We start from the raw sequence: 18,080 nt of genomic DNA, 5'->3' as shown, positions 1-18,080 counted from the left end.
TCCAGCAAATACCTCCTAACGTCTGATCGAAGTTTGAACGCGTCTGTCCCGAGCGTAAATCAGGCAGCGCTCCAGAAAAATCCGGCGATCCATCCGGTTCCAAACATTCTCTGAGGCTCAGAAAGAAACCATGAAACATTACAAGATCGCAGCCATTCCCGCGGACGGTATAGGGCCGGAGGTTATTGATGCTGGGTTGCAGGCTTTGGATGTGCTGGCACGACGCGACGGCGGCTTCTCGCTGGATGTGACCCATTTTGACTGGGGCTCCGATCGCTACAAGAAAACAGGTTCATTGATGCCGGACGACGGTACGCAGCAGCTGAAAGGATTTGATGCGATTTTTTTCGGTGCTGTTGGTGCGCCGGACGTGCCGGATCATGTCACCTTGTGGGGCCTTAGACTGCCGATCTGCCAGGGGTTCGATCAATACGCGAACGTTAGGCCAACAAAAATCCTGCCGGGTATTTCCTCGCCACTGGAAGGGGTTGGCCCTGGGGATCTGGACTGGGTAATCGTTCGAGAAAACTCGGAAGGCGAATATTCCGGCCATGGCGGTCGGGCACACAAAGGGCTCCCTGAGGAAGTGGGAACGGAAGTCGCCATATTCACGCGCGTCGGAGTGACCCGGATCATGCGGTACGCATTCCGACTTGCCCAGTCCCGCCCGCGTAAACACCTTACAGTCGTGACCAAATCCAATGCGCAGCGCTTCGGTATGGTCATGTGGGACGAGATAGCAACCGAAGTCTCACAAGAATTTCCGGATGTCACCTGGGACAAGATGCTCGTCGATGCGATGACCGTTCGCATGGTAAAGAATCCCAGAAGCCTCGATACGATCGTTGCGACCAACCTTCATGCCGACATTCTTTCAGATCTTGCCGGTGCCCTGGCGGGTAGCCTCGGCGTTGCCCCAACGGGCAATATCGATCCGGAGCGCCGTTTTCCTTCCATGTTTGAGCCGATCCATGGGTCTGCTTTCGACATAACCGGCAAAGGGATCGCCAATCCAGTTGCAACTTTCTGGACAGCCTCCCAGATGCTGGATCACCTTGGCGAACCGGATGCGGCGAGCCGCCTGATGCGCGCCGTCGAGAAAGTGTGCGCAGACGGGGTCTTGACGCCGGATGTCGGCGGAAAGGCGTCAACCCAGGAGGTGACGGATGCGGTGTGTGAAGCCATCCGCATCGAGAACGCCTGACCACCATGAACGGCTCGGAAGCGCATGCATTATTGCGCCAATTGTTTGACGCGGCTATCGCAGCGGCAGATCCAGCAAGAGTTTTGGCAAAGAAATTGCCAGAAAAACCCGAAGGAAAGTGCGTTGTCGTCGGGGCCGGAAAATCCGCGGCGTCGATGGCGCGAGCCTTGGAACTCGCCTGGCCGGAAGTCGACCTTTCGGGTGTCGTAGTGACGCCCTATGGCCACTCCGTACCGACTGAAAGAGTGAAAGTTCTGGAGGCGTCACATCCCGTGCCTGACGAGGCCGGTGCGGCCGCTGCGCGTGCGATCCTCAAGGCCGCATGCGAGGCTGGGCCCGATGATCTCGTCCTGGCGCTATTGTCCGGGGGTGGATCGGCGCTGATGCCGCTTCCTAAACCGCCTTTGACGCTTGCGGGCAAGGTCCAGGTCAACCGCCTGCTCCTGAAATCCGGGCTGTCAATTGAAGACATAAACCGGATCCGCAGGCGACTCTCTCTGATAAAAGGTGGCGGACTGGCACGAGCGGCGAGACCGGCTCGCGTGGTCACCTTGGCAATCTCGGATATCCCAGGGGATGATCCTGCTTCGATTGCCTCCGGGCCAACCCAACCCGATCCGACCGCCCACGAGGATCTTTCTCATCTAGTCGAGAGGCTTGGACCCGATTTACCGCGAGCGGCACGCCAAATCCTTCTAGGTCCCTCGGAGCCTCAGACCGGAATGGAACCGGACTTTCGCCTGATAGCAACCCCGAGTATGTCACTGAGTGCTGCCGCGGAAGTGGCACTTGCGGCCGGGGTCACGCCGTTACTACTCGGAGATGCCATCGAGGGCGAAGCAAGGCATGTGGGAACCGTTATGGGAGGTATCGCTCTTTCATGCGCCAGACACGGAAAGCCGGTCGGTAGACCCGCTGTTCTCCTGTCCGGAGGAGAAACGACCGTGACCATCGGCAACAACTCTCCTGGCAAGGGGGGGCGAAATACCGAATTTCTGCTGTCTCTTGCCTTGGCGTTGAAGGGTGACCAGAGCATCCATGCCCTTGCAGCTGACACCGACGGTATCGACGGCACCGAAGATGCTGCGGGAGCAATCATCGGGCCTGATACGCTTGCACGAGCAGACGTCTTGGGACATGACGCACGCAGTTTTCTGGCTTTGAACGACAGCTACAGTTTTTTCGACAGGCTCGACAACCTCGTCCGAACCGGACCGACTCTTACGAATGTGAATGACTTCAGGGCGATATTAGTGTCGTGAGGTTTCGCAAATCGGTGAAACTAATCTGTGAGAAGGACGATGAAGTCAGTCGATTTGATCGTCCGCAACGCTGATCCAACTGCCGTAAGCCGACCGTCCGGTTGCGGCCCCCTCTCGGTCATTCGTGTAGACCGCAGCGAATTCACACTTTCCGCCCTTTCTAGCCTTGGTAGTTTGCGGAATGAACGGTGGGTTTTCAGATTAGGTTGATGACCCAGGAACGGCTGAAATGGCGGCGCGAAGCTGCCTGGCGGGTTGCTCCAGGACCAGTCAGCCACCTTCGGAATCGAGACGCCCCGGCAAGCGTACGGATGACATGTAATCCGACCGAAGCGAGTTACCAAAGGTTCTCAGGTTTCAAAAGTCTGTGCACAATACACGGAGCGTGATCCATGGACCCGAGGTGGAGCACGATCAGTCTCAGTCTACAGCCGAGTATAGGCATTCATTTAGTGAATTTGATAATTGAGATCTTTCGGTGGACATTGTTCACTGAGTGACATGTCACGATCAGGTGGTGTGACAGCTAAGAGGGTAGAAGCAGTTTCCATGAGCGTGAACCATCCGGCTTCCGCCCCCGGACTTAACGAAGACGCGTTCGCAGCAATTCAACCTGCCGCTCCAGACATACGAGCCACAGACATCCTCTCGGGGATCGGAACCCTATCCAGAGATCAACTCTGCGGAATGATCGCGATGATCGAATCCGTCGACGGGTTGTCCCTGGCGGTCGGCGCCGTCGATGCCGTTCGCGACCGCATCGGTCTTGGCCGAGAGGCGACCGCGACGAGCCTGCAAGAGGCGCGGACCAGTCTTTTCAATTCTAGAACCCCGGACGCCTCGTTGAGGTTTCGTCTTCTGGTTCGCATTTCCGAGGGCCTGGACGTTCCCTCGTCGCCCCCCCTTTCCGTCAAACACGCGATCAAATACGCATCCGCCATGGCGGTGCGAACGTCCGAACGCCTCAGCCCGGGGGTACGGCAGCGCCTTCACGCGGAAGCGAAACCGGTGCGTGGCACGGACCTCCAATCGCGCATCAGCGGCGCCGCTTCCGACATCCGAAACTCCCTGGCACGAATGGCGAGCCGCTCCGTTCCGATGCTGTTTCCAGAGATCGTCGCGGAGGAGCTCCTGGCGTTCTTCGCAGATACCGAGATGGTCGAGGCCGCGGCTCGAAACGCGGACCCCGAAATCGCGAAGGCCTTGCGCAAGGGCCACGAAGCGGCAATTGCGGCCATGACGGCCGGCGGCAGCTGGGCAACATTCGCCCTCCTCGTCGCCAACGCCGGGTTCGCCCCTTACATTCTGGCGGCGCAAGCGAGCGCCTTCATCCCTCTGGTCGGCGGCCCCGCCCTTGTTTCCCTGTTGGCCACCTTGATCAATCCGCTGACAGTCATGATCGGCGTGTCGGCCATCGCCTGGCTCGGCATGGGAAAGGGCGCGCAAATCGTACGCAGTCAGATCGCCGCGCGTTTAACGGTTCTCCTGTCCGCTTCCGGGGCGGGAAATCGCGATTTCGGTCTGGAAACCTTCCTTTCCGACATGCGCGTTCTCGGGGACCTTAACGACGAGGACTTCCTCTGGCTGCGGGAAAGGGACCTTGTCGCGCTCCGCAAACGCAAGGCCACACTGGACGGATGGACGCGATCTCCGATGCCGCGTGCCGCCATAGCGCCTCCGGGGCGCTGGAACGTCCGACCGTCCGGCACCGACGTCGCCAACGGCCTTCTTGTCTTCGGTCTTAGCGCCGGAGAGATGATCTGGCATTCGGTGGCGATGGACCCCAAGGTTCTTCAGGCCGCTGACTTCTCTCGGAAGGCGGATCTCGCCGATCCTCTCGATTTCGCGGCGAGCGTCAATGAATTCACCAGCGTCGGCGCCGGGATCTCGTTGCGCGGATACACTGCCGAGCGTCTCGTATACGACCACCTCGTTGCGGACGGACATGCAGTTTCCTTCCCGGAGGCGAACAACCAGCAAGGCTTCGATCTGCTGGTGGACGGGTCCGAGGTACAGGTGAAGTGTGGCAAAAGCCTTTCGATCCTGTCCGAACATTTCGAGAAGAACCCCGATATCCCCGTGATCGCCAATGCGGCGCTTGTGGAGGCGGCACGGGCGCATGGAGAGCCATGGGCTCCCTTGGTCACGACCCTCCCCGGTTTCGATCTCCCCACTGTCGAGGAGATGCTCTCTACAACGCTTGGACATGCAGCCGAAGTGGCGGATCCGGAGATACTGGAGTTCGCTCTGTCCATCGGTTTGCTACGCGGCGGACTTGAAGTCGCCCGGGGGCGCATTCCAATGGGAGATCTCCCCGCGTGGATGATGTTCGACGGGGCCTCTCGCGGCCTGTTGGGCGCCGTCGGAACCAAGGCTGGGGCGTGGGTTGGCCTTGTCACCATCCGGGCGGCTGGAGCCGTTGTTCTGGCACCCGTTATCGGCAGCGCGGCCCTCATGGCCAATGGCACAGTCAAGAATGCCGTCCAGTCCGGCCTCATGCGCGAATGGATCGCTCGAATGTCTGCCGCTGCGAAAGATCTCCATGACGACCTGATCGAAGCCTGTGACCGCCGCATTGCATGCCTGCAAACCCGCAATCTCGATCTCGAAGCAAACCTGGGCGGATCCGATCTTGAACGATGGATGGCGATCCGCGCTTCGGACGATCTCGTCGCCGCGATGGAAGACCGTCTTCTGCTCGAGACCGAACCACCGAAGACGGAAGCCGGATGCGCGGAGCTCCTCATTCTGGCTGCGGACATCGCTCCAGCGGATGCCTCGGCTCTCGCGAGCTCGCATCGGCTTCAAACCGTGCTTCTCGAGAAGCCCGGGCTAAACGAAGTCTTGATGAGGAATGGCGGCAGGAGCGTGAAGCGATTCACTATGAAACCCTTCCGACGCTAGTTCACTATGAAATTTGCGACGGCAATGACCTTCAGTGTTTGGTAGGTGAATGAACACAAGCCGCAGGATGCCAACCCGATCTGTTACAGCCCGCTCCCCTGACTGTCCGCCTAGTGGACCTCGGCGCCTGCCGCAGCGTAGGCCTGCTTTCAGGCCCACTTGCAACGGCAGAGAACGGCCGACATGTGAACGCTAAGCGGTCTAGTTCAGAAATTTCTGGCGAGGATGAATGAACTCGGAGCCTCGGTACTTAGCACCGGCATCCATGCGACATGGGCGCGACAACGAGCGCAGAATTGGCTTTATTGCGAGCGATTACCACGGACTCTGACTCCGTTAGTCCTGGTTCGAATCCAGGTTCCCCAGCCAACCTCTTCTTCTGAAAAAACTAGCCTGATGCTGAAGACGCACCTGTCCGTGTCGGTTTACATATAGTTCCGTTCGATCAAGTTGCTTGCCGTCTGATAACCTTGCTGGCACAGCGCAGTGCGCCATTTGCATGGGCAAGGCTTTCCCAGCCGAAGACCAGCTTGGGATCGAAGCCGAGATCCTTCCAGATCCTGGCGTTCTCCGCATCGAATTCCGTGAACCTGCTGTCTTCGCCGAAGCATGGCAACCACATGATTGGTTTGCCATTTCCCTCTCGTACCGCATTTTCCAGAAGGACGTTGTTGTAGAGTCGCGGTCTGACCGAGTTCTTTACGTCGACCCCAAAGGGAACTGGATTGCGGATGATTTCGAAACCCTGGTCCCTCAACCAATGTTCCGACGCATCGAGAAGTCTCTTTTCCCGCTTTGCCTTGCTGATGGCTTCTGGGGCCACGGCCACCGGGTCTGCCAGCAATAACAAATGCTTGCCGTTGTGGCGCAAACCTGTTGGAGAAACATATCTGTCGACATGGCTTTCGCACCGCTCAATGGTCGTAACCAGATCCGGCCGCAAATGAGAAAATGGAAGGTCCCCGAGCAGATCATTCGCTGTTTGCCAGTCCAGGCCTCCCTCACGGTTAGAATCAGCAGTGTTCTTGCCGGCCCTGTTTTTATGAGTATCGACGGTGGTTTTTTCGAACAGATCTTGTCTTCGGTATCCCCAATAGCAGACAGGTCTGTTATCGAGTTCACCGATACGCCGATCTGCGGCAAGCAAAGTGCTGTCACCGTCATACTTGTTGGAGGCTGATCTCAGTCGGCTTGTGTGACCGATGAGACGAAAGCCCTCACCAACGATCTGGTCTCCACCCGGCAAAAAGAGTGGGAGATCGTGGCAGGCGACAGAGAGGTGTTCGGCCAGTAACCTCGGCAAGATGCCCCTGGGCCAGTCGCATGCTGGAGCGGCAATCCGCAGGTCGTTGCCTCGCATTTGTACCAGGATGGAATCCTGTGCCCAGATATCTGCACTTTCAAGCGGCCTAGTGCCTGCCAGGACAATGTTATAGCGACACTCGGTCTGTGTTTCGATCCAGCTTCTCGCAGCCGCCTCGTTAAAAGCATCCGCAAATGCCAGGATTGAAACACTCGAAGGCATGGCCTTGAGCAAATTTCCGATCGCGGCAAGTATCTTTTCGGCGTGAGGATTGCCGGGATCAAAAACCTTTTGAGGTAGTGAGATCGCTATCGTTTCAATCAGACCGCCGCAATCCGGCACGATTGACCATGTGGTCCTGGCTTTCACAATCTCCATTTTCATTAGCAGTCACCTGCCGAGAATTTCTTTTTCAAGTGACTTGAGAAAAAGGGTGTTCTGTATTTTCCAACTGTCCTGACCATCATGCGTCTCAATCTCGATGTTCTCTTTCAGATTGGTCAGGAGCTTTTGAGCGTCTTGCCGTTTCAAGCTCTGCTCGAACTCGGGCAAGTACTTCAGAAAGTGAGCGCTTTCAGCTTCGGAAAGTCCTGTTTCGCTCAGCACGCGCACCCAGGTTCGCGTGGAAAAATGCAGACCGGTTGCAGCTTTCAGCAATGCATCATGTGCGCTTTCGGCAATGAACCCGCCTTTCAAAGCTGCAGACAGCGTCGCCTCCGCATCCACCAGCGCCAGTGTCAGCGGGCAATAGCTCAGTTCCGCCGGAGCGTGCGAAACAGCAACATCCGCATCCGATTGACGCCTTCCCGCTTGGTAGTCTGCAAAAATTGCCCCGACACCAACCATCCCGAATGGGAAACACTCTGCAGCCCGTAATGCGCCCATGCTGGCCGCGCCGTATACCCGGCACCCCTCCTGTAGGGCGAACAGGATTTCCTTGTGCCAGACAGAAGGTGTGGAATTGAAGTAACCATCAATCAATCCGATCACGCGGCGACCCTGCCCCACGGCTCGCAGAATGTCTCCGCGTGCCGCAGGTGGGAATACGTCTAGGCCATCAAAAAGATCGCCGGCCAAGCCGTGAACGCTCGGTCCTGCAAAAACGACGGGTTTCAACATGCAGTGCTCAGCACTTCCGTCGTCAGCAGTATCGAGTTCATGGACATTTCGGAGAAGCTGCCGGAATGCGCGTCAAGGCCTGTGACGATCGTCCTCACCACGTGAACGTCCGGGACCGGCGATTTGAGCGGAAACATGTAGGCATCTTCAATGCCAGCCGCCCGCATCAGCTTCAGGACATCCTGCCACCCCATGGACGACTGCCTTGCAGGGCGGAACTCAGCCTCAAGTTTGGCAAGAGGAATGAGTGGTGGCTGGTTCCTGGCTACGCCATCCTTGGACTGCTGAAAACGATCCATCGCAAGGTCGTCGCGCGCACCGGCGATGTCCGTCAGACGTGACTGCACCGCTTCAAGCAAGGCTGCGAGTATCGCCTCGGCAACGTTCGTCCGGCAGGCAATTCCCGCAGGAGCGCGCGAAATGACACCGGATGGCCCATTCACCTGCCGCGAGATGACAGCGGCAATGACCGGAAGTTTCACGCGTCCTGGAAGAGCGTATATGTGAAGATCAAGGCCGGCTTTTGAGACCTTCTCCAGAATCGCGTCTAGATCGGCGTTCGCGCCCTCGTAGTCGGTGACCTCCCGGATATTGTTGACGAACAAACCGAAAGTATCGACCACACTGGACGCGTCATGTTCCACGAGTTCAAGCAGGGCGTGTTCGATGGCCTTGTCGATCGAGAAATGCGCCGCCAACCCCTGGGATGTCATACGGAAGGCATGACGGTCCCAAGGCATGTCGCTACGCATGTCCATCCCGACCAATTCGTAGGGCGCGAAGCGTTGCTCGCCGGAAATCAGGGACGTTCCCGGAACCCAGGCGCGCTGGCGGGTCGGATCGAGCTGATGCGGGTTGACCCTTGCTAGATCAAAGAACGGAATGACGCTCCTTTGCTGTCGCGCCATGTCTTCGATCGTCGCGAACTCCGTGACGTGCTGTCGCGGTTGTTCGGCGACAGCACATTCCACGGCTTCCATGATCGCTGAAATCTTCGCCTGATCGTTGGTCACACCCTTTCCCTGGGAAACGGAAAGAGACCTGGAATTTGGCCTGGTTGCGAACCAGACCGGTATCCCGATCGTGTCCAGCCCGGTGATCTCACCCAATCTGGTTATGCCGAAGCTGCGCAGGAATTGCGGAGAGAAAGGATCGGATTGCACAGCGGATACCTCCTGTAGCGGTGCGATTTTGTCAGTCAGGCGCCTTCCGGATTAATCGTCCGAAAGCACGGCATCCTGAAGCGTGTCGGGATTTCCGGAATCAGAACCGGAGCCGGTCTTGGAAACCGGATCCTGGATCGGTGCCCAGCTCATTCTGTTGAGGTCCCAATCGCTGTCATCGACATCAGTGAGGAATGCAAAATCGACATCCGAGATCGTGCTGCCCTGCTTGATAGCCTGGTAGATACCTTCCGACTCGACCTGGCTGAGGCTTGTTTCCGGATTGCCGTCACTTTCGGCGAACAGAACACGGGCAGCAGCGGCGATGCGTGCATAGCCGTCGACACCGGCGTTTTGCGCTTCGTAAGCCAGAATTGTCTGGTGCGACACACGAGATACGCGCAGCGGATCCATCCGCAAAAAAACAACACCGTGACCACGTTTTCCGATCACGTAAAATGACGAATTAGGCATAATTTTCTCCTGTAAATGGGTTTACCTAGTCGAAGCCGGCGAGTTTCAGACCTTCCAGAAAGATCTTGCTGTTCTCTGGGTTCTTGTCTGGCATGAAGCGACTGATTTCCTGCGCGGTCATCCCCGGATAAACATCCATGAGACGCCGTGCATATTGTCTTGCGCTCTCAATTTGTCCGTCTAGAGCGAGGCTTGCCGTCAGGATGCGCAACGCGGGTTCCTCGTCGTCCATCTGCTTGCACAGCCGGACGGCCTCTGCGTAGTCGGCCAGCTTGAAGGCGATGCTCGCACCCGCCCACCAGTAGATGTCCGGTGCAAGTGGATTGAGATCGATCGCGTGCTTGAAACGGTTCCAGGCGTCCTTGGGCTTGCCAAAATGCGCAAGCGCATCTGCGTGCTGTATGAGCAGATCCGAAGAGTTGGGGCTCAAGGTTTCGGCTTCCTGGAACTTGGCTTCCGAGGTCGCGTAATCACGTTGATAAAGCGCGATGACCGCAGCCATCCAGTAGCCGATACCGGCCGTCGAATCGATCTCGATGGCTGCGTCCGCTTCCGCCTTGGCGCGGTGAAGAAGGTGCGGATCCGTCCCCCCGAGCAGCAACCATTCCAGTTGCATTGTCTGCGCTATGCGAGCGCGGGCGATGGACAGGTCCTTGTCGTACGTGAGGCCTTGCCGGAATTCCTTTCTGGCCCGGCGGATCATGCTCAGATTACAGGTCTTGATGAGGTTCTGCCCCCGCAAGACGTGCAGATAGCTCTGGGCATTGATCGATCGGCCGGAGTCGAGCATCTGTCGCTCGATCTGCTGGGCGAGATTGGCTGCCACGGTTTTTGCAAGAAGCCGGAAGGTATAGTGAAGGTCCTCCGGCTCCATCGAATACTCCGCAGACCAGATGATCTCCCCTGTGCCGTCATCGATAACGGTAAAGGAAATCTTTTGGCTGCCCGGGAGCAGAAAACTCTGCACGGAGTAGTTGGACCGAATTTTTTCCCAATTGCTTATATTGCCGCCGCGAAAGTCACGCATCGTACTGAACGGCGAGACCACGACAAATGTCTTGAACCTGGAGAAACTGTTCGCGACATCCTCGACGAATGCCTCGGCAAGCTGCGCATTCGGATGTTGATCGATGTGGCGGGGCGACGAAAAGGCAACGCGCGGAACCGGTGGTTTGGGAGGTGCCGGACGCTCCTCAACCGGTTTGACGCCCGTCGGTGCGACCCAGACAGTTCCCGAAGGCTTGCCGCTTGTATTGCCAGGCACACGAGGCAAGGCGGAATTGAGAACCGAATTCATCAACCGGTCGATACGATCGACGCCATCCTGATCGCCACACCTGCCATAAGCTTTTGAAATGATGCGATAGCATTCGGGGCTGTCAGGTTCGAATGCCAGAAGCCGGTCAGCGATCTTGCCGATGTTGCCGCCACGATCCGCTCCGAAGCGTGTCGTTTCCTCAAGGGCTGCTGCTGCTCTGTTAAACAGTTTCTCCCTCAGGCTCGCGCGCTCGGTCAACAGCCAAAGGTTCAGCTGTTCACCTTCGAACTCCATACCATCGAGCAGTTCGCCGGTGAACTGCTCGATCCCGGACATCATGCCTTCAAGGTCGGTTGCCTTGCAGGACTGGAGAAAAGCGGCCAGGTCGGAACTTTGCGCCCCGGGACCAAGACTGATTCTGGTCTGGGTTGTTTCAATGAGCGGTCCGGCTTCGGGCTGCCTGCTTTGAACCCTCACAAGCAATTGCCTGAGGTTTGCCATGGCCCTGGTTTGGGCGACATCCTCCCAAAGCAGGGCAGCCGCCTTTTGACGCGCAAGCTCGTTGCCAGGAACAAGCAACAATACTGCAAGCAACGCGTATCCCTTGGCAGGAAACGGGGTATTCCGCGAGTAATACACTGACGGAACGCCAAGTAGTCGAATATTAGTGGCTGAACAACTTTTATTCATCACGTTGCCCCCTGGTAATTTTTTCTAACACAGTTCCCACCACAGAAGAACAGCACTGCCGTGACGGAGTCACGCCTGTGTGACGGCGCTATTGGGAATGTAGCTTTGCCGAAGGGACGAAGAGTGATCACACTTCGCGGCCAATAGCAAAAACTACGTATTATCAGATAGTAAGGAAACCATTCATGTCTGGTAAGATCTCCTTCAGGAGGACCTATGCGGGGTACGGAGACAATGTACGACCATTTGAGAGGGCTAATGACATAGGGTCCGTTATTACGGAATTTCTTTGGTACGAAGGTTCCCCATTTTATCCTCTTGGCGATTTGATCTCCGCAAATATCAGTTCTGTCTGGCTTGGTGCGGGAGAGCCGACGAAAGACGACGAAGACAATCTGGATCTCGTTTTCAAAATGCCTGAAAGCGACGGGGGCAATTTTTTCGAAATCGTCCTCAGGTCGAACGGTGGCACTTCTTATGGTGGCTGGGCCTGGGGTCAAGATCTGGAAGTAACCGACACAGTGGTTTCCGGTCACAGAGTGCTTGTCGCTCATGCAAACGAACTTAGTGTATTTCTCGAATATTCTCTCGAAAAAGGAAAATACGTTCAACGAAACGTAGAATCCGATTGCAAGATCACGACTTCAACGGTCAGAAAACTGACGAAAATGGCAAAGAGACACTGATTTTTTTAGGAATAACTAGGCACACCGAGCGTATTTGAGGTGAAAACGCCACTTTTGTTTGAGGCTATTGAAAGGATTACCCATTCAAAGAAGTTCGTTCATCTTCTTTGAAAGCCCGGGCCGCTCCCGGAAGCAACTGATTGTATCCCACCACAATCGCTTCCGGGGGCGGTCTTATTCGTTCAACCAACCCCAAAAGCTCCAAGAAGCTCTTGGCTAACCGGCCTTCCGGTCGGTGCTTTGTCGTGTTGCGGTTTTCAGTCGGTTGAACCCCATGGAGAGATGTGCTCGCCTAATCAAGGCTGCGGCCTGAAAGTCTCCAAGGTGCACAGCATTCGAAATTTCCGCGATTTCGCCGCAAAAGATGGCGACCTCTGTTGGCAGGTCCTTCTCATCTATCAAAGTCAGCCAGATGCGACAGGTCTTGTAGAACAGCTTTTCAGAAACTTCGCGCAGCGGCATGTTCAGTGTGAGCTGCAAAAAGGCCTGAAAGAAATCGATATTGAGTCGGGCAAAAACCGCACGATCCGGCGTTGAACTCAATCGCTCCGCCCGAATTTTGAGACTGTTGAATGTGGCTTCCAGTTCAGAATCGAGAGACCGCGGTGCCAACCTGCCGGTCAATTCATTCAGCTCAAGCCTGAGTTCATAGACCTGCGCCAGTTCTTCCAGATCCACTTCAGTCACCAGTGTGCCTACGCCCTGCTGCGACAACAGCAGCCCGTCTGCTTCGAGTATCTGCAGTGCCTTGCGCAATGGCGAGCGACTGACACCGAATTCCGATGCCAATGCCTCTTCACTCAGTTGCGTTCCAGGCGGATAGACAAGCATGCAGATCCGATCTCTCAGAACGGAATACATGATCTGAAACCGTTCCTGAGCGCTTGCAGCCTGGTTCAACAGTTCTGCAACGTCGGCCGTCGCTGTTATGTCCTGATCGGTCATGAGGCCTGTAACAAGGTCCTTTCCAGTCCCGTGAGCATGTCGAGACATTTTTCGAGCTGGTCAACGGCCAGATATTCATCGGGCTTGTGCGCCTGTGCGATGGAGCCCGGGCCACAAACCACAACGGAAAGCCCCAGGGCCTGAAACAACCCGGCCTCGGTGCCAAATGAAACGACATCACACAGGTTCGCGCCAGTGAGCGATGTAACGATGTCCCTTGCTTCGTTTTCCGGCATCACGGCCAGTCCGGCGACTTCTCCTATTATTTCGGTGACAATCTCAGCGTCGGGGTAGACGGACGTCATTTGAGGCAACAGCACGTCCTGGCAATAGGCTTCCAGGGCAGACTTTATCTCGAGTGCGTCCTGCATCCGAACCGGGCGCATTTCCCACTCCACCGCGCAATGCCGAGCAATGACATTGCGTGCAGAGCCGCCGTCTATCCGGCCAACCTGAAGTGTGGTCCATGGCGGTGAGTAGCGCTCGCTGTCCGGACCTGACTTGTCCTTCATGGTTTCTGCCAGTTCCATCATCCTGGTGATGAAAGCGGCGGCGACGTGGATAGCGTTGACCCCCTTGTCCGGTTCGGAGGCATGCCCATCGGTGCCGTGGAACGCTGTCGTATATTCGTAACACCCCTTGTGCCCCTCAATGACCCGCATTTCCGTCGGCTCACCGATAATCGCGATGGAGGGACGAATATCACTGCGCTTCAGTTCCTCAACCAGATGCCTTGCGCCAAAGCAGCCGACTTCCTCATCATAGGTCAAGGCGACATGCAGCGGCCGTTTCAGGTCGAGTAGCGCATAATCCTGCGATTTCGCGAGGACCGCGGCGATATAGCCTTTCATGTCGCAACTGCCTCGCCCGTACAGCAAGCCGCCTTCTTCGCGCATCTGATACGGGTTGCAGGTCCATTCCACGGGATCTGCCGGGACGACGTCCGTGTGCCCTGACAAGACAATTCCGCCGGAGACATTTGGGCCAATTGTTGCGAATAGGTTGGCTTTCTTGCCGGTCGCATCCTTGGAAACCGTCACTTGAGCACCAGCTTCACGAAGCAGGGTCGCGGCAAAGCTGATCAATTCAAGATTGCTGTCTGCCGAAACTGTCGGAAAACCGATCAGGCGATCCAGTATGGAAATCGTCCGGGTCAACAAGTCCGAGCGCATATTCACCTCAGGACTTCACGAACAATCTGCGGGGCCTGTTGCAAAGGCATTCTGCAGGCCCGTTTTCCTTGATGAGGATGCTCTCGGTGATTTCCAGTCCCCAGCCATCCATCCAAAGCCCCGGCATGAAGTGAAAGGTCATGCCGGGCTTCAGAACGGTGTTGTCTTCTTCGCGAATGGAAATCGTGCGTTCGCCCCAATCAGGTGGATAGGAAATGCCGATCGGGTACCCTGCCCGCGCGCCGCGCTCGATCCCCGCTGCCTCAAGAGGCTTCGCCAATGCACGTGCGATGTCACCCGCGGTATTGCCGGCCCTTGCGGTGTCCAGGCCGGCTTCGAGCCCCTCGACCAACGCCTTCTCGGCATCAAGCAGGTACTGTTCCGGCTTGCCAAGGAAAACGGTGCGGCACAACGGGGCATGATAGCGGCGGAAACAGCCGGAAAGTTCGAAAAATGTCGCCTCCCCTTCCTGCATGAAACGTCCGTCCCACGTCAGGTGCGGAGCGGACGCATCCGCGCCACTGGGAAGCAGCGGTACGATAGCCGGGTAGTCCCCCCAGGCGTCGTCCAATCCTCGGATGGCGTCGGCGTAGATCTCTGCAACAAGGTCGGCCTTGCGCATACCCGGCACAACACGCTCCAGGACGCCGTCCATGATTTTCTCGGAAATCCTGGCTGCCTTGCGCATGAACACGAGTTCTTCGTCGGATTTGACCGCCCTCAACCAGTTGACCATGCTTGTGGCGTCGATGAATTCAGCGTTCGGCAACTCACTCTGCAACGTCAGGAACGCCTTGGCCGAGAAGTAGTAGTTCTCAAGTTCAACGCCAATCTTCTTGTTCGCGTACCCCCTCAATTCCAGCAGCCTGGCGAGGTCCTGCATGGGGTGGCGTTCAGACGACTGAATGAAATGATCGGCGTAGGAAGCGACGCGTGCGTCGTCCATCCAGACGGTTCGACGGGCACCATTGGCATCCTGCCTGCGTCCCCACCAGATCGGTTCTTCGTCCAGAAAGACAACGACCCCCTGATGCACATAGAAAGACCATCCGTCATAGCCTGTGGTCCAGGCCATATTGGAAGGGTCCTCGAGAAACAGGACATCTATTCCCCGTTTGGACATGTCGGTACGGACAAGATCGAGACGGCGTTGATACTCGGCACTGCTGAAAGGAAGGTCGTGACCTGGCATGATTGGGCCTCGTCGTTTATTTGTACACAAATAAGAACTCAGCCATTTCAAAAATCAAGAAAATAAACACATCCGAATATCATCGCTTGCACTTTTTGGGTCATTTGTACACAAATGAGAATGTTCCCCCTTGCAGGATCTTCATGATGACCACGAGCGATACCGGAAACAGTCCATGCAACTGACGCTTACGGATATTTTCGAAGCGCGAAGAGCCATCGCCGGGCGAGTGGTAAGGACACCCCTCCTGCCCTCGCGATTCATGACAGAACAAACCGGACAGCCATTTTTCCTGAAGATGGAGACGATGCAGCCAACAGGCGCCTTCAAGTTGCGCGGTGCAACGAATGCGGCCCGCAATTCGCCCGAAGGCACCACGACGCTCACATGCTGTTCGACCGGAAATCATGGCCGCGGTGTTGCCTATGCGGCACGGGAACTTGGATTGAAGGCCGTGATCTGCATGTCATCCCTGGTTCCGCAGACCAAGCTGGATGGCATCAGAGCCCTTGGGGCTGAAACTCGGATCGTCGGCAACAGCCAGGACGATGCCCTTGCCGAGTGCCGTAAGCTGGGTCAGGCAACTGGCGTCTTTGAAATCTCACCGTTCGACGATCCATACGTGATTGCAGGCCAAGGCACCATCGGGCTTGAGATTCTGGAAGATGTTCCAAACCTCGACACCCTTTTGGTTCCCCTGTCGGGAGGCGGGCTTGCCGCGGGTGTCGCGCTTGCCGCAAAATCCATTAACCCACAGGTCCGTGTTGTCGGACTGACCATGGACAGAGGCGCGGCGATGAAGACATCGATCGACGCCGGCCGGCCAGTGGAGGTGCCAGAGGTGGCAAGCCTCGCGGATTCGCTTGGAGGCGGCATAGGCCTCGATAACCGGCTTTCGTTCGCAATGTGCCGGGATCTTCTGGACGAAATCATTCTGGTAACTGAAGGCGAAATCTACCGGGCCATGCAGGCTCTTTATTACGAGGATAGTCATGTCGCGGAAGGCGCTTGCGTAGTTGGCATTGCAGCAATCCTGGCCGGAAAGCTGACCGCGCCAGAAGGTCCGGTCGCAACGATCATTACGGGTCGAAATGTCGACATGGTTCAATTCACAAAGGTCATGACCGGTCAGGACGTTATGCTTGGGGACTATCTGTTGGAGGGAAAACGCTATGGCGCATGAAATCAGGCTGGTGAACGAGGCCGATCTGCGCCGGGCTGTTCATCTTGATCTTGAAGTCATCGACTGCATTGAAAAAGCGTTTGCAAAGCTGGCAACCGGAACAGTCGTGATGCCTCCCGTGCTGTCCATGGCCCTGCCGGAGGTGAATGCGGAAGTTGATGTTAAAACCGCCTACGTGCCAGGTCTCGACGGTTTCGCGATCAAGGTATCTCCCGGCTTTTTCAATAACCCTGCTCTCGGACTTTCAAGTCTCAACGGGTTGATGGTGCTTTTTTCGGCGCAAACCGGTCTGGTTCAGGCTGTCTATCTGGACAATGGTTATCTGACCGACATCCGCACGGCTGCAGCCGGAGCGGTTGCGGCACGCCACCTTGCACCTGCTGTTGTTTCAACGATCGGCATTCTGGGAACCGGCGTTCAGGCCAGGTTGCAGCTGATTGCGGCGGCAAAGGTACGGCCTGCAGAAAGGGCGCTGGTCTGGGGACGAGACCGTGACAAGGCCAGAGCCCTGGCAAAGGATATGTCTGCAGCGCTCGGGATAGACGTGGTCGCAACAGAGGATCGGCAGCAACTGGTAGCCGACAGCCAACTTGTCGTCACCACGACCCCTGCGAAGGAGGCTATCCTGGGCGCGGATTGTCTGCATCCCGGCTTGCATATCACTGCAATGGGATCTGATCAGGAGGACAAGAATGAACTTGCCCCGGAGATCCTGGCTAAGGCCGATGTCCTGGTCTGCGATCGGATAAGCCAATGCGAAAAACTCGGAGAGCTGCGTTCCGCCCTTGCGAACCGCACCTTGCCGAATGTGAGCCGTGTACGTGAACTCGGTGAGATTGTTTCAGGCAAGGCGCAAGGCAGGACTGGTGATGCTGATATCACCGTCTGCGATTTGACCGGCACCGGCGTTCAGGATACGGCCATTGCCACGCTGTCTCTTGGCAAGGTCAAGAAGGCAAATGCGGGCACGATGCTCGTTTCCTGAACCGGCAAGAGACATTGATGCTGAAACTGGACAATCGAGATCTGGAAATCCTGAAGGTACTTGCCGAGGAAGGACGCATTTCCAAAGCGGATCTCGCAAAGCGTATAAATCTTAGCCCGAGCCCATGCTGGAAGCGCCTTGAGAGGCTTGAGGCTGCTGGTATCATCGAGGGATACGGCGCGCGTTTCTCGCTCAAGAATCTCGCGCCTCATGTCACCGTTTTCGTGACGCTTGAATTGGAACATCACCGCGCCGAATATTTTCAGGCCTTTGAGCGGGCAATCCGCAATTGCGATGAAGTCGTTGCCTGCTGGGCGATCGGTGGCGGGCTCGATTATCTGATGCAGACCGTCACGCGTGACATCGACAGCTATCAGCGGTTCATGGATGCCCTGCTGGACCGCGGCCTTGGCGTCGTTCGCTACTTCACTTATGTGGTGACTAAACCGGTGAAACAGAGCGCTGCACCAGCACTCGATATGTTGCTGGCCGGGATGCTTGGAACAGAAACGACTGCTGAAAACTCCGAATAAGAACGAA

At 56.6% G+C, this 18,080-nt stretch carries 15 protein-coding genes; 7 read left to right on the top strand and 8 right to left on the bottom strand.

What is annotated here, in order from left to right; translation table 11 throughout:
• Window positions 1-130: 130 nt before the first annotated feature.
• From ACYQ6M_RS13735 to ACYQ6M_RS13725, 3 genes are all read left to right on the top strand, one after another.
• Window positions 131-1,204, top strand: coding sequence for a tartrate dehydrogenase (locus tag ACYQ6M_RS13735; protein ID WP_460074330.1), 1,074 nt, complete (start codon window positions 131-133; stop codon window positions 1,202-1,204).
• Window positions 1,201-2,466, top strand: coding sequence for a glycerate kinase type-2 family protein (locus tag ACYQ6M_RS13730; RefSeq protein WP_460074633.1), 1,266 nt, complete (start codon window positions 1,201-1,203; stop codon window positions 2,464-2,466). Before ACYQ6M_RS13735 ends, ACYQ6M_RS13730 begins: the two co-directional genes overlap by 4 nt.
• A 696-nt stretch (window positions 2,467-3,162) precedes the next feature.
• Window positions 3,163-5,370: a hypothetical protein gene (locus ACYQ6M_RS13725; protein WP_460074329.1), complete on the top strand. Its 2,208-nt coding sequence runs from the start codon at window positions 3,163-3,165 to the stop codon at window positions 5,368-5,370.
• Between the two features lie 445 nt (window positions 5,371-5,815).
• Here the strand turns inward: ACYQ6M_RS13725 and ACYQ6M_RS13720 are convergent, their stop codons facing one another.
• From ACYQ6M_RS13720 to ACYQ6M_RS13700, 5 genes are read right to left on the bottom strand one after another with little or no spacing between them, the layout of a single operon-like run.
• Window positions 5,816-7,057 carry a hypothetical protein gene (locus ACYQ6M_RS13720; RefSeq protein ID WP_460074327.1) on the bottom strand — a complete coding sequence of 414 codons (1,242 nt, stop codon included), beginning with the start codon at window positions 7,055-7,057 and terminating at the stop codon, window positions 5,816-5,818.
• Window positions 7,058-7,063: 6 nt separating this feature from the next.
• The gene (locus tag ACYQ6M_RS13715) at window positions 7,064-7,789 is read right to left on the bottom strand and encodes a TfuA-like protein (RefSeq protein WP_460074632.1); all 726 of its coding nucleotides are present in this window, start codon (window positions 7,787-7,789) and stop codon (window positions 7,064-7,066) included.
• On the bottom strand, window positions 7,786-8,955 hold the full coding sequence (locus ACYQ6M_RS13710) for a YcaO-like family protein (protein WP_173017365.1): 1,170 nt from the start codon (window positions 8,953-8,955) through the stop codon (window positions 7,786-7,788). The genes ACYQ6M_RS13715 and ACYQ6M_RS13710 overlap by 4 nt, the downstream gene beginning before the upstream one ends.
• Before the next feature lie 51 nt (window positions 8,956-9,006).
• The gene (locus ACYQ6M_RS13705) at window positions 9,007-9,429 is read right to left on the bottom strand and encodes a hypothetical protein (protein ID WP_031268516.1); all 423 of its coding nucleotides are present in this window, start codon (window positions 9,427-9,429) and stop codon (window positions 9,007-9,009) included.
• 25 nt (window positions 9,430-9,454) lie between these two features.
• Entirely contained in the window at window positions 9,455-11,281 is a 1,827-nt protein-coding gene (locus ACYQ6M_RS13700) for a BTAD domain-containing putative transcriptional regulator (protein WP_460074325.1), read from the bottom strand.
• Between the two features lie 281 nt (window positions 11,282-11,562).
• On the opposite strand from ACYQ6M_RS13700, the gene ACYQ6M_RS13695 reads away from it, so the two are divergent.
• Window positions 11,563-12,063 carry a hypothetical protein gene (locus ACYQ6M_RS13695; protein WP_055654213.1) on the top strand — a complete coding sequence of 167 codons (501 nt, stop codon included), beginning with the start codon at window positions 11,563-11,565 and terminating at the stop codon, window positions 12,061-12,063.
• 216 nt (window positions 12,064-12,279) lie between these two features.
• On the opposite strand, the gene ACYQ6M_RS13690 is transcribed toward ACYQ6M_RS13695, so the two are convergent.
• From ACYQ6M_RS13690 to doeA, 3 genes are read right to left on the bottom strand one after another with little or no spacing between them, the layout of a single operon-like run.
• A complete protein-coding gene (locus ACYQ6M_RS13690; protein WP_460074323.1) occupies window positions 12,280-13,008 on the bottom strand; it encodes a GntR family transcriptional regulator in 729 nt (242 codons plus the stop codon).
• Window positions 13,005-14,180 (bottom strand): acetylornithine deacetylase, encoded by a 1,176-nt coding sequence (gene argE / locus ACYQ6M_RS13685; RefSeq protein ID WP_460074322.1) that lies wholly within the window; start codon window positions 14,178-14,180, stop codon window positions 13,005-13,007. Before argE ends, ACYQ6M_RS13690 begins: the two co-directional genes overlap by 4 nt.
• 7 nt (window positions 14,181-14,187) lie before the next feature.
• Window positions 14,188-15,372, bottom strand: coding sequence for an ectoine hydrolase DoeA (gene doeA, locus ACYQ6M_RS13680; RefSeq protein WP_022998683.1), 1,185 nt, complete (start codon window positions 15,370-15,372; stop codon window positions 14,188-14,190).
• 175 nt (window positions 15,373-15,547) lie between these two features.
• Here doeA and eutB point away from each other — a divergent pair, with 175 nt between their 5' ends.
• Genes eutB through ACYQ6M_RS13665 form a run of 3 tightly spaced genes read left to right on the top strand, consistent with a single transcriptional unit; the run spans window position 15,548 to window position 18,073 of the window.
• The gene (gene eutB, locus ACYQ6M_RS13675; RefSeq protein WP_460074321.1) at window positions 15,548-16,555 is read left to right on the top strand and encodes a hydroxyectoine utilization dehydratase EutB; all 1,008 of its coding nucleotides are present in this window, start codon (window positions 15,548-15,550) and stop codon (window positions 16,553-16,555) included.
• Window positions 16,545-17,540 (top strand): cyclodeaminase, encoded by a 996-nt coding sequence (locus ACYQ6M_RS13670; RefSeq protein ID WP_460074319.1) that lies wholly within the window; start codon window positions 16,545-16,547, stop codon window positions 17,538-17,540. The genes eutB and ACYQ6M_RS13670 overlap by 11 nt, the downstream gene beginning before the upstream one ends.
• A 17-nt stretch (window positions 17,541-17,557) precedes the next feature.
• Window positions 17,558-18,073 carry an Lrp/AsnC family transcriptional regulator gene (locus ACYQ6M_RS13665; RefSeq protein ID WP_229003888.1) on the top strand — a complete coding sequence of 172 codons (516 nt, stop codon included), beginning with the start codon at window positions 17,558-17,560 and terminating at the stop codon, window positions 18,071-18,073.
• Window positions 18,074-18,080: the final 7 nt, after the last annotated feature.

The sequence above is a fragment of the Roseibium sp. ROS1 genome (genome assembly GCF_054658215.1).
Note: the sequence above shows the minus strand (reverse complement) of the source record. Positions and strands in the feature narration are given on the sequence as shown.